Raw genomic sequence first — 16,020 nt, forward strand, 5'->3', positions numbered from 1 at the left:
CCCGGCCCCCGATCCCGCGCGCGGGACCGCCCGCGGACGGGGCAGGGGGCCGCGGGCCGGAAGGGTTGGACCGCGCCCGTCGGGGATGGGCGCCCGCGATGCCTTGACCGAATGGCCGCCGGCCTGTTTCCCGGCGGGGACGATATCGGTTCGCCCCCGCGCAGGCCGCGGGCCGGCGCTCGTCCGCGCGCGTCGATGACGAGGCCGGTCCGGCGGATCGGGCTCGCCCGCCAGTTCCGTGGCGTCGGAATGGCGGTCGCAGGAGATGAAGAATGAACAACCGTGGAGCGATATACTGCGCGTACGGTGCTCGATACGTCGAGAGCTGCATCGAATCGGCCAAGAGCCTGAGGGCGACCAATCCGGATCTCGGCATCGCCATCTTCACGGACGCCGTTGACGAAACCAAGAAGAATTTCAGCGATATTTTCGATCATGTCTGCCCCTTGATCGAGTCAGAGAGCGACTCCGAATATCTCGCCTACCTGAAATCCGAAGGAAAATTACCTTCTTTGAAAGTCATGATATGCGATCGCTCCCCTTTCGATTATACATTGTCGATAGACGGCGACACTTTGGTGATCGGCGATCTGAGTCATGCATTCGACAGGCTTGACGATTACGACTTCCTGGCGATGGCCGAATGCGAGAATGGGGTCGAGCAGGTCAACGGGAACTGGGCCGCGACCTCCCTCATCGACACGCGCCGGCGCGGCTACGTGAATGCCGGAGTGATCCTGTTTCGGTCGGACAAGCCGGGCGTCGCGGCCTTCCTGCGCGGGTGGCGCGAGCGCCTGCGCGACGGCGGCGCCGTGCCGCCGGAGCTCTGCACCAACGACCAGGACCTTCTGAACTTCATGCTCTATCATCCGGAGCTGATCGGGCGCGACTTCACGTTCTCCGACGCGGCGCTCAACGCCGAGCAGTACAATTGCTACTGCAGGATGTGGAAGGAGGTCTGGGAATGCGGAGGATGGCCCGACGTCAGGATCGTGCATTCCTGGCTCACGTCCTGGCTGGCGGCCCTGATGCGGGATCCGGCCTTCGAGTGGGGCCAGATCTTCCGCGAGACGGCCGCGCATGCACATTACATTTCGCAATTCTCCATCGGAGATGGCGCCATTCCGGCGGAAACGAAGTCGTCCGTATACCGGTCCGATCCGCTGCAGCGGGTCTCCGTCCGAACCCAGATGCTGAACGCGGCCCGCCTCATCAACCCGCCCGCGGGCGTGACGCGCGCCGACGCCGTGTCCACCATCATGGACGCGGGTTTCTCGTCGCTCGAAGGGGAGCCGCCCTGCGCCAGGCTGCTCGATTCCCTCGCGTCGCGCTGGTCGTCTCCCACCATCGTGAAGTTCGGCATCCGCCACCTCTATCCGGGGCTGCCGGGGTTTCGGCCGGGACGCGCGTTTCGGACCGGGTTCGACCTGGAGTTCCTGAGCGAGGTGTTTCCGGGCTCGACGGTCACCGCGGTCACGCGCGACCAAGCCGTGCGTCACAAGCGGGCCTCCATCTCGACCGTGCACGCGGATGGGGAACCGGGCGCGTCGCTCCGGGGCCGTCTTCCCGCGTCGGTGGAGCTCATGATCGATGATCAGAGCGCGGACCTCGCGGTGCGGCTCGCCACACTGGTCGACGCCTTGCCGCTCCTGGCCGCGGACGGCGTCGCGCTCATGATCGGGATCGCCGGGTCCGATCACCGGCAGATCGTCGACGCCCTCGCGGAACGACTGGGCGGCTCCGAGACCGCTTGGCAGGTCGAGCCGTACGTCGATCCGGCCTACAGCCGCGAACCGATCGCGATCGTGATCACCCGGTCGGGCGGCGGGATGGCGGCGTGACGGCCCCGGGATCGGGGCCCGGCGCGGGCGAGGCCGGCCCTCGCGCGGCTGGGCGGGCGTCGGGAGAAGGCCGGGGTGCGGGCCCGCGCGGCGCCGCTCGTCGCCGACCGGCAGGTCCGCGTCGCCCTCGACCGCCCGCGCGGCACGAGGGCCCGTGATCGGCGCCCGCCGCCGGACCCGGCCGATCCCGGCGGTCCGGGGCGGGTGATCGCGGCAAGCCCGCGCCGGCGCCGCGCGCGAGGCGACGGAGCGGAACTTCGGACTCGTCGCGCGAACGCGGGTCGGCCGGCCGAGCCCGGACGCGGCGAGCGGGCCGCCGTCGCCCAGGGGTGACGCCAGCTGGTGGTGCCAGGTGGCGCGCGAGGCCGAAGCGCTCCGCTGCCCGGGCTGCCCATCGGGAGCGGCCGGGGCCGCGCGCCCGTGCGGAGGGGATCGCGGCCGATGCGGGGCGCGGCCTCTGCGGCGAGCGGGGCGACGCGCGCGACCGTCCATGGACGGCACACGATCACCTCGCACGGGGTGAGGCGGAGCCGTGCTCGACCATCGGTTGACCCGCTTGACCTGTTGATGTTACACGCAGCTACACTGACTCTATGCAAACCAAGACTTATAGTATCGGCGCTTTATTATACGGCTGCGAGATGCAAGACTTCCGATTATTTCAATTCCATTCGGGGTCTGCGGTCGGGGATGCCGTAACGAACGCGATGTTCTATATCAAAGACATTTTCGCGGAACGGGGTCTGAGATCCGAAATTTACGTTCAACACAGAGATGATCGTCTATCCGACAGGTTGAATTTGATTGAGGAAATTGATGCCAATCCGGATGATATACTTCTCGTCCATCATTCGATGGGTCACGATCTTCTGCCCTTGATCGAGGCCATCGATTGCAAGAAAATCCTAGTATACCACAATATTACACCTCCAGAATTCTTCGAGCCCGGAGGCGCCCTCCGCCATTATGCCGCGCTCGGCCTGCACCAGCTCCAGGACCTCAGGCGCTTCGCCCCGGTCGCGATCGCGGACTCCGTGTTCAACGCGGCCGAACTGGTACGGCGCGGGTACGATTCGCCGGTCGTGATCCCGCTCCTGCGCGATTTCACGGAGATCCGGACGCGCCCATTTAATCAGAGATTGCAGCAGCTCTCGGAGCCCCGTTACCAGCTCCTGTTCGTCGGGAGGATCTGCGCGAACAAGGGACAGATCCACCTCGTCGATTTCATGAAGCGGTACCGCGACGCATTCGATCACCCGCTGTTCCTGACGCTCGTCGGGCACCGCGGCGACGGCGAGCGCTACGCCGACGACCTGCTGCGCGAGATCGCGCGATCCGGATTGCAGGATCGCGTGCAGGTGACCGGGCACGTGTCGGAGGAGGACCTCTACGGCCATTACCGGACGGCGGACGCCTACGTCTCCTTCAGCGAGCACGAGGGTTTCGGCGTACCCCTGCTGGAGGCGATGGCCTTCGACCTGCCCGTCCTGGCCTTCGACACGGCGGCGATCGGCGGAACCCTCGGCACGGCGGGCATCCGCCTCGCGACGACCTCCCCGGAGGAACTCGCCGCCGGCCTGCGGCGGCTCTTCACGGACGGCCCCTATCGGCGCGCGGTGAAGCGCGCCCAGCGCCGGCGGCTGCAGGACTTCGCGCGCGACACCGTCGCGCAGGCGCTGATGGCCTTCCTGACGCCCCACCTGCCGCCCGGCCTCGCCGTCCGGGACGCGGCCCCGGCATCCGGGCGGCGGGGCGCCCGGGCGCGCGCCCCGGAGGTCAGGCGCCAATACATCGTCGAGGGGCCCTGCGAGACGTCCTACAGCCTCGCCCTGATGAATCGCCGCCTGGCGGACGCGCTCGACCGCCGGGCCGCCACCGAGGCGATGCTCGTCCCGATGGAAGGCGTGCCGGGCTACGTGCTCGACGAGGCCGGGGTGGCGGCCAATCCGGAGGTCCGGCCGCTCCTCGAGCCGCTGCCGCTCGCGCCGGAGGCCACAATCGTGTCCGTGCGCAACATGTACCCGCTCCGGCCCGCCGGGATGCTGGGCGACCTGCACCTCGCGGCCCTGGCGTGGGAAGAGAGCGAGATCAACCATTCCGCCTGCCGGCTGATCAACCGCTACCTCGACGGCCTGCTCGCCCTCACCGCGTTCGTGCGCCGGGTGTACCGCAATTCCGGCATCAGCGTCCCGGCCGTGGTCTGCGGGCTCGGGATCGAGCATGCTCCCGTTCTGCCCAGGCCCGCCCGCGCGGCGGCGCCGTTCGTCTTCCTGCACGTCTCGTCGGGCCTCGCCCGCAAGGGCATCGAGGAACTGCTCCTCGCCTACGCGGCCGCGTTCACGCGCAGAGATCCGGTCGAGCTCGTCATCAAGACCCATCGCAATCAGACGAACGTCGTGCAGACCTGGTACGACAGGGTGATCAGGAGCAGTCCGAACGCGCCCGTGGTGCGCATCATCTTCGACGACCTCGACGCGGACCAGCTCGCCGGGCTGAATGCGGCCGCGGACGCGGTCGTGCTGCCGTCGCGGGGCGAGGGGTTCAATCTCCCCGCCGCCGAGGCGATGGCGCACGGGCTGCCGGTCATCGTCACGGGCTACAGCGGCCAGATGGATTTCTGCTCCGACGAGAATGCGTGGCTGGTCGACTACGACTTCGAGCTCAGCACGAGCCATCTGGGAGCCGCGCAGGCGATGTGGGTGCGCGCCCGGATCGACGATCTGGCCGCGCGGATGCGGTCGGTTTTCGCGCAACGCTCCGACCACACCACCCTCCAGAAATCGCTGCGCGGACAGCAAACGGTTTCCACGATGACATGGACGGCCGCATCCGAGATGATCAACGCATTCGTTGACCGAATCGATGGCACAATGCCGTCGAAGAAACTCAAGCTCGGCTGGGTTTCGACGTGGAACACGCGCTGCGGCATCGCAACGTATTCTGAATTTTTAGTATCTCATCTGCCTGAAAATTGGTTCGATATCACCATCTTTTCGAACCATTGGGACACGCTCAGGCCGGACTCCGGCAACGTCGTGAGAAATTGGACAGACCGCCGCGAGAACCTGGATCGCCTGCTCATCGACGTGAAGGAGCAGGGCATCGATGTCGTCGTCTTCCAATACAATTACGGCTTTCACACGCTTCAGGCACTCGCCGACGCCGTCTCGGCCCTGAGCGCGATGGGCGTCGATTCCTACGTTTTCTTCCACAAGACCGCCCCGGCCGTCAGCGACGGCGAGCTCGAGTCGATCGCCGCCCACGCCGACGCCTTCGCCAAGGCCACGCGGCTCGTCGTGCACTCGGTCAACGACGTCAATCGCTTGAAGCAGTTCGGCCTCGTCGACAACGTCGTGAAGATCCCCCACGGAGTCATGCGTCCCACGGGGTTCGATCCCGCCTCCGTGCGACGGTTCCTGAACCTCGGCGACGTCGGCCCGGTGATCGGCTGCTACGGCTTCCTTCTGCCGCCGAAGGGCATCCTGGAACTGATCCTCGCCTTCGGCGTCCTCCTCGGCCAATACCCGGATGCCCTGCTCCTGCTCGTCAACGCGCTCCATCCCGCGCCCGAGGCGGAGGAGGAACTGGAGCGGTGCAGGAGCCTGATCGCGACGCTCGGACTGGCCGATCGCGTCATCATGATCACCGACTTCCTCGAGGACCAGGAGACGCACCTGCTCCTGCAGGCCTGCGACGTCATCGCGTTCCCCTATCAGCATTCCGGGGAATCGGCGAGCGGGGCGGTCCGCTACGGCCTGTCCGCGCTGCGGCCGGTCGTCACGACCCCGCTGGCGCTGTTCGACGACGTCCGCGACCTCGTCCATCAGGCGAGCGGCTGCTCGCCATTCGAGGTGGCCGAGGCGATCCGGGGCGTGCTCGCCGACCCGGACCTCGCCGCGGCGCTTCGCGCGCGCCAGGAGCGCTGGATCGGGCAGCACGAATGGTCGGTGATCGCCGAGCGCTTCGCCCACATGGTGGTCGGGCTCTACGAGGACCATCACGACGTCAGGGTCCTGCGCGGCGCGCCGGCTCAGGCGCCCGCGCCGCGCGGTGACCGGGCGGCTTCGACGCCCGGTCCCACCGTGGACCACCTCGCGAGCCTGAAGGACGAGCTCTTCGTGCAGGTCGCGTACCGGAGGCTCCTGCGCCGCGACGCGGATCCGGGCGGCCTCGCGGCGGCCCTCTCGGCTCTGCGCGACGGCCTGAGCCGGGCCGTGTTCTGGAGGTCCCTGTCCGAATCGGCGGAGGGACGCGCGGCCCGCGGGCGCGCCGCGGGCGGCGGCCGGGCGGAGATCATCCGTCTCGAACAATTCGAGGGCGAGGACGACGACGCCTTCGTCCTCGCGCTCTACGCGCGCCTGCTCAAGCGCCCCAGCAACGAGCAGGAGCGCTCGGCCCACCTCGCGTTCCTGCGCGGCGGAGGCAGCCGCGACGAACTCGTGCGGAGTTTTCTGGCCTCCGACGAGTTCATCACGCTCAATCAGCCGGTCCACGTGCAATGGACGTCCCGCGCTCCGGTCGATGTCAGGCGAAACGACGGCGATGACGACCTCTAACTCGCTCGCTCCCCCGTCCTCCGATCGCGAGGATGCCGGCGGCGTGGAGGCCGCCTGGGAGGCCCTCGCCGAGGCCGACGCGCATGCCCTGCCGGCGATGATCCGCGCGCTCACGCGCGATCAGCTGGCGGCCATCCCGCGACACGTCTCGACCCTCGACGCCCGAGGCCGCGAGGTCGAGCGCGCGGTCGAGGTGACGGGGATCATCGCTGGCGGGTGCCGCGCGACCTTCCTGCGCCTCCTGCTGCCGCTCTGGGAGCGGGTCGTGCAGTTCGGCGTCGCGCGGGCCGGCGTGACCGCGGCCGCGTCGCAACTGGACTGGGTTTTCCAGCCCGAGGCCGACGCGATCGCCCGGTGCATCGGGAGGAGCTTCACCGACTTCCCCGAACTGGAGATCGAGGTCGCGCGCGCCGAACTCGCCGGGCGGGTGATGGAGTGCGGCGACGAGGCGGACCGGCTCTACCTCGCGACGCTCGCGCTCGCGATCGACGGCGCCCACCGGCGCGCGGTCGAGGTGCTGCTCCTCGACCTCGTCCGGCGCGGCGATCTCGGCCCGGCCGAGGAGCTGCTCCGGGCCCGCCTGGCGCTCGGCCGCGACGAGCCGCTCCTCAGCAGGCTCCTCGAGAGCCTACAGACCGTCGCGCCCGCGGCCTCGATGGGGCTGCTGCGCCTCGTCTCCGCCGACCTTCCCGGAACGCCCTCCCTGACGAGCCTCCGTCTCGGCTTGGCGCTCGGACGCGCGCTGGAGGCGGACGGGGAGACCGCGGACCCGGTCGCGCTGGCCCGCGCGGCCGGCAGGGTCGGCGCGCTGGCGGCCCAGCGGGACGGCGCCCCGCGCCACCGGCGCGACGGGGCAGGGAGCGACGTCGCGCGGCGGCTCGCGGCGCTGAGCCGCGTCGTCTCGCACCACCGCCCCCGGCCGACCGCCGATCCCGGCGCGGAGTGTCCCCCCGGCGCCGGCTCGCATCCGGCCGCGGCGGGGGGCGTGACGGGCTGGCTTCCCTACATGCTGAGCAAGGGCCCCGTTCGGCTCGCGACCCGCCGGTGCGCGACGCAATACGGGGAGCGTCGCGCCGATGGATCGCTGGAGGCCTCGCGTCACCCGCCGGACAAGCTCCTGCTCTGCGGTCCCTACGTCGGACTTCCCGCGGGCACGCTGACGGCCACCTTCCTCGGGAGCGTCGAGCCCGGAACCCGCATCGAGTTCTCCGTGACGCGGTCCTACGGCCGGGAGACCCTGGCGCGGCAGGCCGCCGTGCTCCAGGCGGTCGAGGACGGCCCGCTCATCACCCTGAGCTGGAGTTCCGAGCGTGAGACCGAGGACTCGGAATTCACCGTGCGCGTCCTCAGCGAGTGGGCGCGCGTCACGCTCTCCGGCATCGCGATCCGGATCGCGGCGGGGCCCTGACCGGGAAGCGGCGGCGCCGAGGCGTCCCGGGAGGACAGCGCCACTCATCCGGCGAACCAGGGCGGCGCCGAGCTTTGCCCGGTCAACGACAGAACTCGGACATGATCATTGACAGCGCGGCCGCCCGACAATTAGCTGCCCCGCGTCGATCCTGCGGCAGGAGGCACTTCATGCAGCACAGCTGCCTAAAGACGACCCAGATAAACGCTGTTGTTCAGCGCGCGGAAGAACTTGGATACAAACATCGCACACAGCTGTGTGAAATCATGACTGGCCATGGAAGCGATAAGGGAACCAAACATAACTATAGCTTGATTTACGATATTTTGTTCAGAGATGTCAAGGATGAGCCGCTGAAGCTGCTGGAGGTGGGGCTCGGAACGAACAAGGAGGGCGCCCCCTCCACGATGGGGCCGAATGGCAGGCCTGGAGCCTCGCTGCGCGGATGGCGGGATTTCTTTCCGCATGCCGAGATCTACGGCGCCGACATCGATCGAGACATCCTGTTCGCCGAGGAGCGCATCAAGACCGCCTTCGTGAACCAGCTCGAGCCGAGCACGATCTCGGCGATGTTCCGCTCGTTCGGGGTCGGCGAGGGCTACGACGTCATCATCGACGACGGCCTGCACGAACTGCGCGCCAATGCCTGCCTGCTGCTCGAGGCATTCGCCCATCTCAAGCCGGGCGGGATCTACATCATCGAGGACGTCACGCCGCAGGATACGGACCGGACGAGGCTCTTCGCCGAGACGATCGCCGAGGGGTTCAGCGATTGGAGATTCCTGTCGCTGCCGAGTCCGGTCGATGACCCGACCGGGGACAATCAGCTGGTCGTGTTCGTCAAGAAGGCGTAGCTCCTCCGGCCCGGTCGGGCCCGAGCAGGAAGGGGGCGGCTCCTGCGGCCGGGCCGACCATCGCAGGTGCCCCGCGAGGCGATCCCGGCCCGAGCGCACCCGTGAACCGTCACCGCGGGACCCAAGCTGCGTAACCCGAACGCGGGCGGGTGGCGGCCTGTCGCCGCCGTGATCGACGCGAGAGGGCCGGGTCGTGTGCCGCCGCAACCCTCGCACCGGGTCGCGGCGCTCGATGGCGCCCGAGCGGGCCGCGGACTCAACCTCGACGGCGGCGGTGAGCACGGTACGGTGGCGCTTCGCGACGGCCGCGCGGCCGCGGGAGCGCCGTCGTCCGAATGGGTGCGTGAGGGCCGGATGCAGCAGGTCAGCCGAGACGACGATCCCGAGGAGACGAGCGCGGTCGTGGGGCCGTCGAAGCCGCGGCTCCTGCGGGTGCTCGGCCCCGGCCTCATCACCGGCGCCTCGGACGACGACCCGAGCGGCATCGCCACCTATGCCCAGGCCGGGGCGGCCTACGGCTACGGATTCGGCTGGACGCTCCTCTACAGCTACCCGCTCATGGCCGCCGTGCAGATGATCTCGGCCCGGATCGGGCGCACCACCGGCCACGGCATCGCCGGAGTGCTGCAGCGCCACGCCCCGGCCGGGCTGCTGCGCGTGACCGTGACCCTCCTGGTGATCGCCAACACCGTCAATCTCGGGGCGGATCTCGGCGCCATGGCCGATGCCGCGACGCTGCTGCTCCCCGGCGCGCCGCGATGGCTCCTGGTACTGCTCTTTGCCGGGATCTGCGTGGTGCTGCAGATGCTCCTCGCCTATTCGCGCTACGTCGCGGTGCTGAAGTGGCTGACCCTCGCGCTGTTCGCGTATTTCGCCGCGCTCGCGACCACGCGGGTGGACTGGCGCGCCTTCGCGCTCGGAACGCTGCTGCCGCGGATCGGCCTCGACCGCGAGGCGCTCACGACCGTGGTCGCGATCTTCGGCACCACCATCAGCCCCTACCTGTTCTTCTGGCAATCGTCCCAGGAGGCCGAGGACCTGCACGTGCATCCGCGGCGGCGGGAGCTGATCCACGCGCCCGAGCAGGGGCGCACGGCCCTGCACCGGATCGAGGTCGACACCCTCGCCGGCATGGCGGTGTCGAACCTCGTGGCGCTCGCGATCCTGGGCACCGCGGCGGCGGCCCTCCACGCGCACGGGACCGTGGACATCCGCACCTCCGCGGAGGCGGCGGCGGCGCTGCGGCCGATCGCCGGACCCTTCGCCGAGACGGTCTTCGCGCTCGGCGTGGTCGGGGTGGGGCTGCTCGCCGTGCCGGTGCTCGCGGGCTCCTCCGCCTACGCCGTCGGCGAGGCGTGGCGCTGGCCGGTCGGCTACGCGCGCCGCGTGCAGGAGGCCAAGGCCTTCTACGGCGTGGTGGGTCTCGCGACCCTGGTCGGCATGCTGATCAGCCTGACGCCGAGCCTCGACCCGGTGCGGGCGCTGTTCTGGAGCGCGGTGCTGAACGGCGTCGTCGCCGTGCCGGTGATGGCCGTGATGATGTGGGTCGCGGCGCGGCCCGAGGTGATGGGGCGCTTCGCGGTGACGGGATGGCTCAAGGGGCTCGGCTGGCTCGCCACCGCCGTGATGGCGGTTGCCGTCGTCGGCATGGTCGCGACGTCCTTGTGATCCGGGATCCGCTAGGATCAACCGGATCTCAAATCATGCGGCATCCGACGGATTGCGTCGCCATCTCCCATTTCGGCAATGCGGATGTCGGCTTCGCTCAAGCGCCGCGCGGGCTTGGCAGACGCCGTCCGGACGTGCTCGTCCGGACGGCGGATGAGACGGAATGCCGAGGCTTGCACCCGGACGAGGTTGTCCGGAAAGTCGCCGCGCCGGCAACCAGCGGGAGATACCAATGCGCGTGCCCACCTCAGTCCTGACCGCGGTCGGGCTTCTCGCAGTCCTGAGCCTGCACGCGGGGTGGGCGGAGGCGGCCGAGGACCCCCACGTCACGCGCGGGCGCACCTTCGTGCGGGTCCACTGTGCCGGATGCCACGCGGTCGGGCGCGTCGGCGAGAGCCCGCTGGCCCAGGCGCCGCGCTTTCGCGACCTCCACACCCGCTATCCCGTCACGGATCTTGCCGAGGCGCTCGCGGAGGGCATCCGGACGGGTCACCCGGGCATGCCGGAGTTCCAGCTCGATCCGGGGCAGGTCGAGGACGTGATCCGCTACCTCACAAGTCTGGAGCGGTGAGCCGGGCGGCCGCCCAACGACGGCGCAGGATCGCGGGCCGACCTGAACCCTTCCATCGGCAGCGATGAGCCGCCATGGGCGGCGGATCCAGCGAGGGACGTCGTCGGCCGCGGGCCGCCCTCTCACGCGAAGGGACCCGGAGCGGTCCGAGCCGCCGCGGGTCCAGAATTCCCCCGATCCGCGTGACGGTGTCTCACTCCTCCGTCAGCCGCCGCATGCGGCCGCGACGAAGCGTGACCTGCCGGGCACCCGCGCGCACCAGCGCGCCCGCGCCCTCGAGCTGCGAGATCGTGCGCGACACGGTCTCCAGGGTGAGGCCGAGGTAGTCGGCGATGTCCCGGCGCGTCATCGGCAGCGCGACGCTCCCCGTGCTGCCGAGCCGCTCGCCCACCGCGAGCAGGAAGGCCGCCACCCGCTCCTGCGCCGAGCCGCGCCCGAGCAGGAGCATGTGGTGCTGCGCCTGACTGAGATCGCGCGTCGCCAAGCCCCAGAGCTGGACGGCCACCTCGGCGCGCGCGGCCGCGACCCGCTCGATCTGGCGGCGCCTGAAGACCACGACCCTGGTGTCGCAGATCGCCTCGGCCGTGTGGCCGCGGACCTCGCCCGGCTCGAAGCCGAACAGGTCGCCGGGCAGGTGGAAGCCGGTGATCTGGCGCCGGCCGTCGCCCAGGATCTTGTAGGTGCGCACCGCGCCGGTCATCACCTTGTAGACGAACTCGGCGTCCTCGTCCTCGCCGTAGATCTCCTCGTCACGGGCGAAGGTCGAGGGCGAGCCGATGAGCTCGGGGCAGCCGGCGAAGAGGTCACCGTCGTGCAGGCTGGGGCAGGAGGCGCTCTCGACCGCGCGGGGGTGCAGAGCTGCGGTGTCGAGTGCCATCGGTTCCGTCCTCGTCCTGATTGGATGAGGAGAGTGACCCGAAAGCGGGCGAGGCGACATTCCGGGCGGTCTCTTAAGCGCAAGCGCCTAAGGACATCCACCTAGGCGCGGAGGTGCCCTTCCGGCGCGCCTCGCCGCGGGAGCAGCCGCCACGAGGCCGCTCGGCCGGCTCGCGGCCGCCGGCTCCCTGCCGGCCGCCGAGGACGGCGGCGCGGAGGGGCTGCACTTCCCGTCCCAGCCGCTCCCGCGTGGCGGCATCGAGGACCGACCCGTCGTTGGGCGGCAAGACCGGCTCGAAAACGATTGCGTCCGGCTCGGCCGCGTCAGGGATATTGCTCAGCAAGTGCAGCCAGCCATGCCGGCCGGTTCCTCCCGTGTCACACGCCTGCGCGGCGCCTGAGCGAAGCCCACATCCGCCATTCCGAAGGGATCAAGCGGATCACCAGCCCGCGCGGCGCCTGAGCGAAGCCCACATCCGCCATCCCGAAGGGATCAAGCGGATCACCAGCCCGCGCGGCGCCTGAGCGAAGCCCAAATCCGCCATCCCGAAGGGATCAAGCGGATTTGGTAGCAGTCTCCCCCTCGCCATAGTCCGCCGCCGCCAGCCCCGTTTCGTTGCGCGCTCTTAACGCCGGCCTGAACTAAGCGAGCGGGCAGGGCACGATCTTTCATGTTCGCCCGAGCGCAATCTGTTGTAGAATGACGGCTCGGTCATGCTCGAAACTTGAGGTGTGCGATGACCACTTACATCATGCTGGCGAACTGGACTGATCAGGGCGCACGCTCGGCGTCCGACTCGCCCGCCCGGCTCGATGCTGCCAAGCGGCTGCTGGCGGACATGGGCGGAAACTTCAAGCAGTTTTTCCTGACCATGGGGGCTTACGATATCGTGGCGGTCTACGAAGCGCCGGACGACGCCGTGGCGGCTCGCTTCAGCCTGCAGCTTGGCATGCTCGGCAACATCCGGGCGCAGACCCTGAAAGCCTTCCCGGAGGCCGCCTACCGTCAGATCGTTCAGTCTCTCTCCTACGAGGAGCCGCCACGCTGGCGCGCCTGATCTGACCGGCTGTCGGCGCCTGAGACGAAGCAGGCCCCACCGCCGGCTTCGGCCGAGCGGACGGGGCCTTCTCCACCTCTGGTCTCCGTCGATCCGGGACGTTGCCCGGCCGCCTCGGGTTCTGCCTCCCAGCCCCGAAGTCATGAGGGCAGGGTAGGAGACAATCTTGAACCACCGGCTAAGGAGCGCGGTGAACGGCGCGGCAAGAAAGCTTGCCACGGCCTTGCCGCTCCCCACCATCCCCCCTCTTTCGAGGTCAGCCGTTCTCGGCCGGCGTCCGGGGCGACGGACCCCTTGATCGGCACGGCGGGTGTGAGCGTCACCGGCTGCGGCTCGGCCGAACCCCGCCGGCGCGCTGTCCGCTGGGGCGGCCAGCCGGGCAGGGGCCGGGGAAGTGATCGCCTCACGTGACGCCCATTCCAGCGGCAGCGCTCCCCTGAATTCGTTCAGCAACCGCTCATCTGGAACGGAGCAAAGTGTCATTCGACACAGCAAAGACACGATCATGCAAAGCATCATCTGTCAGCTGCCGGCCATCTCGTAGCACTTTGCATGCAACCGTGTCTCGTTGCCAGCAAATGACACCTGGTCGCGGGCAGGTCAGGCCGCGTGGCGCTGGCAAGTTGTTCAGCCACGCCCGAATGCCCCCTGAGGGGGGAGGAGACTGTTATGTTCAACCGATCTCTGACGGTGCTATCATCGCTCACCGTTGCTGCCCTGGTCCAGCTGACACCCGCCGTGTCGATCGGCAACGCTCAGGCCTCACCGCTTGGTGCGGCGGTGAGCCTGGCTGGGCAGACCGACACGGCCAGTCTGCACGAGGTGCAGTGGTACGGACACCATCGCCATCATCGACCCTACTGGGGCGGCTGGGGGTATCACCATCACCACCACTACCGCCCGGTGTGGGGCGGCTGGGGCCGCCATCACTATCACCACGGTTGGGGCCACTACCGTCACCACGGTTGGGGTCACCACCGCTACTACTGAGCTGTGCGGGGCGGCTGCGCCGGGAGGCCGGCGCAGCCGTTCGGCCTGGCGCGTCCTGATCCCCGACCCGGAGGCGGACCACCGGCGGCAGGTGCGGCCGCCCGCAGCCCTCGCAAAGTCCGCCCGCACGCCGGAAGCAGATCACCACCGAGAGCTCGCGCCGGTCGATCGGGTCGAAGCCGCGGTGCTCGCGCCCGATCGGCATCCGCACAGCCCGCCGGCGCCGGTCCACGCTGTTCGCCAGCAAGGCGAGCGGCGACCTCTTCCGTTGCCCCTAACCCTGGGTACAGGCGCGGGGCGCGCGACGCCCCACGATCAGGCGCATCGCTTGTCGCTGCCGATCGTCATTCGCCTCTTCGCTGCATCCGCGCCATGCTCGTCCCCGGAATCAGCTCCGGCGACAGGGTCGGGAAGTTGCGGGTTGCCTTGCCCATCCACAGGTCGGCAATGGAGCCGATGTCGATGACCACGGCACCCGACCGCCTCAGGTCGCCGCCGTAGATCTTGCCGAGGAAGCCCGCGGCCAGGAGCCAGAGTTGGCCACGGCGGTTGCCGTGCCGAAGCAGCGCGCGAACTGCATCGTAGCGGTCGGGCCAATGGCGGCCGGCGATGATCTCCGCCCCGAGCACCGCGCCGTGGCTCTTCTCGCCCGGGACCTGGATCAGCTCCACGTGGCCGATGCGGTAATGGTGCTGCAAGGCCGTCGCGAGATCGGCGTGGCAGGTGACGATCCCGACCTGCGCCCGCCCCTCGATGAGGCGCGCGAGGCCGCCGCTCGAGGCGAGGACGAAGTGCATGTAGGGGTCGCAGAGCGTCCGATGCGGGGTGCTGGCCGGATCGAGCTCGGCAAGCTGGGCGAGCTTGCGCAAGGGGTTGATCGCCCAGATGAGGCTTCGGCCGGTCGCCTTGGCGTGGAGCTCCCGGGCCACATGCCGGCTGCAGACGCCGAGGCAATCCGCTTCGGCCAGGGCGGCATCGAAGCTGCCGAGCATCTCGGGCAGCCGCGGGTCGTGCGCGAAAGCCGTGTCGCGGAACCAGACCTCGGCCAGAGCCTCGCGGTTCTGACTGTACAAATCGGGATAGGTCGCCTCGTCGTCGCTGCCGAGCGTGATGTAGGCGGCCTCCCCATCACCCAGGCGCAGGACCAGATAGGGCGCCTCGGCGTCGAGGCAGCGGGCCGCCTCCTCGACGACGTCCTGCGGGCCGACCCTGCGGTAGGTCCCCTCGACACGGTCCAGCAGCGCGGTCAAGCCGGCCTCGTCGACCTCCCGCAACAGGCGGATCGTCTGCTCCGCGATCGCGACGTCGCGCCGGCTGGTCGGATCAGCAGCGAGAACGTCGCGCAGCAGCGCCTCTCCGGCTTGGGCTCGTCCGCAGCGGGCAAGGTGGATCGCCGCGGTCAGCTTGAGCGCGGGGAGCAGGTCGTGCTCCGCCAGGGCCTCTTCCGCGAAGGCGACGACGTCCTCGGATCGGCCCGCTTCGGCGCTCAGCGTGATGAGATCCCGCAGGCACAGGTGGCGGATCGCCGCGACCGCGAGCCCGGCCCGCAGGACCTCCTCGGCGAGGGTGGCCTGCCCTGCGTCGCGGAGGCGGAGCGCCACCCGGTGAACGAGCCGGTGCGCGCCGGCCCGGGACGCGTCGTCGATCAGCGCGGCGATGGCGTCCGGGCCGGGCTGCGCCGCCAGGGCAGCGGCGCGGGCCTGCACCTCGCCGTCGCGCACGAACAGTCCGGGGTTCCTGCTCGCATCAAGCACGACGGTCCGGCTCAGACGCAGGGTGAGCTTGGAGAGATCCGGGTCCGGGTGGGGCAGCTTGGCGGTGAGAGCGAAGCCCCAGCGCTCGGAGCCGGCGCCGAAGATCGGCGTCAGATCAGGCCGCGGCACCTGCCGGTGGGCGAGGGGCACGATCCGGCCGTCGTAGCGGAGAACCGGGGCGCGATCGCTTCCCCAGCCCTCAATCTCCAGACATTCGCCCGTGATCTCGACGCGATCGATCGTCCCAAGGCTGGGCGATGACCGACGCGCGGAGCGAAGAAGGCGCGTCAGTCGGGGGAGGATCGAGCGCAACATCCGGATACAGTGGGGCGCCCCTGCTTGAGGGCGAGCGCTTCTCCGTCCAACGGGCCCGTGCGGTAGTCGAAGCAGCCCGTTGAGGCAAGCCCCGACGTCGGTCAAATGCTCCCCGGGACGAGCACGCAG

10 protein-coding genes are annotated in these 16,020 nt (G+C 69.4%); 8 read left to right on the plus strand and 2 right to left on the minus strand.

What is annotated here, in order from left to right; translation table 11 throughout:
- Positions 1 to 272: 272 nt before the first annotated feature.
- The 6 genes from MET2598_RS0127790 (at position 273) to MET2598_RS0127815 (ending at position 10,898) form a co-directional block, all read left to right on the plus strand.
- Positions 273 to 1,841, plus strand: a complete 1,569-nt coding sequence (locus MET2598_RS0127790) for a hypothetical protein (RefSeq protein WP_026190983.1) — start codon at positions 273 to 275, stop codon at positions 1,839 to 1,841.
- 875 nt (positions 1,842 to 2,716) lie between these two features.
- Positions 2,717 to 6,397 carry a glycosyltransferase gene (locus tag MET2598_RS0127795; RefSeq protein ID WP_018263091.1) on the plus strand — a complete coding sequence of 1,227 codons (3,681 nt, stop codon included), beginning with the start codon at positions 2,717 to 2,719 and terminating at the stop codon, positions 6,395 to 6,397.
- Positions 6,384 to 7,805, plus strand: coding sequence for a hypothetical protein (locus MET2598_RS0127800; RefSeq protein ID WP_236728823.1), 1,422 nt, complete (start codon positions 6,384 to 6,386; stop codon positions 7,803 to 7,805). Before MET2598_RS0127795 ends, MET2598_RS0127800 begins: the two co-directional genes overlap by 14 nt.
- 170 nt (positions 7,806 to 7,975) lie before the next feature.
- Entirely contained in the window at positions 7,976 to 8,659 is a 684-nt protein-coding gene (locus MET2598_RS37510) for a class I SAM-dependent methyltransferase (RefSeq protein ID WP_150108789.1), read from the plus strand.
- Between the two features lie 354 nt (positions 8,660 to 9,013).
- Entirely contained in the window at positions 9,014 to 10,327 is a 1,314-nt protein-coding gene (locus tag MET2598_RS0127810) for an NRAMP family divalent metal transporter (RefSeq protein ID WP_012336536.1), read from the plus strand.
- Positions 10,328 to 10,559: 232 nt separating this feature from the next.
- Positions 10,560 to 10,898 (plus strand): c-type cytochrome, encoded by a 339-nt coding sequence (locus tag MET2598_RS0127815; protein ID WP_012336535.1) that lies wholly within the window; start codon positions 10,560 to 10,562, stop codon positions 10,896 to 10,898.
- A 193-nt stretch (positions 10,899 to 11,091) separates the two neighbouring features.
- Here MET2598_RS0127815 and MET2598_RS0127820 read toward each other — a convergent pair whose 3' ends face one another.
- Entirely contained in the window at positions 11,092 to 11,775 is a 684-nt protein-coding gene (locus tag MET2598_RS0127820; protein WP_018263094.1) for a helix-turn-helix domain-containing protein, read from the minus strand.
- A 736-nt stretch (positions 11,776 to 12,511) separates the two neighbouring features.
- Between MET2598_RS0127820 and MET2598_RS0127830 the strand changes: the two genes are divergently transcribed.
- Together MET2598_RS0127830 and MET2598_RS39940 are read left to right on the plus strand one after the other, a co-directional pair.
- Positions 12,512 to 12,832, plus strand: a complete 321-nt coding sequence (locus tag MET2598_RS0127830) for a GYD domain-containing protein (protein ID WP_012336533.1) — start codon at positions 12,512 to 12,514, stop codon at positions 12,830 to 12,832.
- 669 nt (positions 12,833 to 13,501) lie between these two features.
- A complete protein-coding gene (locus MET2598_RS39940) occupies positions 13,502 to 13,822 on the plus strand; it encodes a hypothetical protein (RefSeq protein ID WP_084673942.1) in 321 nt (106 codons plus the stop codon).
- Between the two features lie 344 nt (positions 13,823 to 14,166).
- Here MET2598_RS39940 and MET2598_RS0127835 read toward each other — a convergent pair whose 3' ends face one another.
- Positions 14,167 to 15,996, minus strand: coding sequence for a hypothetical protein (locus MET2598_RS0127835; protein ID WP_236728824.1), 1,830 nt, complete (start codon positions 15,994 to 15,996; stop codon positions 14,167 to 14,169).
- Positions 15,997 to 16,020: the final 24 nt, after the last annotated feature.

It is taken from the genome of Methylobacterium sp. WSM2598, assembly GCF_000379105.1.
Classification (GTDB): domain Bacteria; phylum Pseudomonadota; class Alphaproteobacteria; order Rhizobiales; family Beijerinckiaceae; genus Methylobacterium.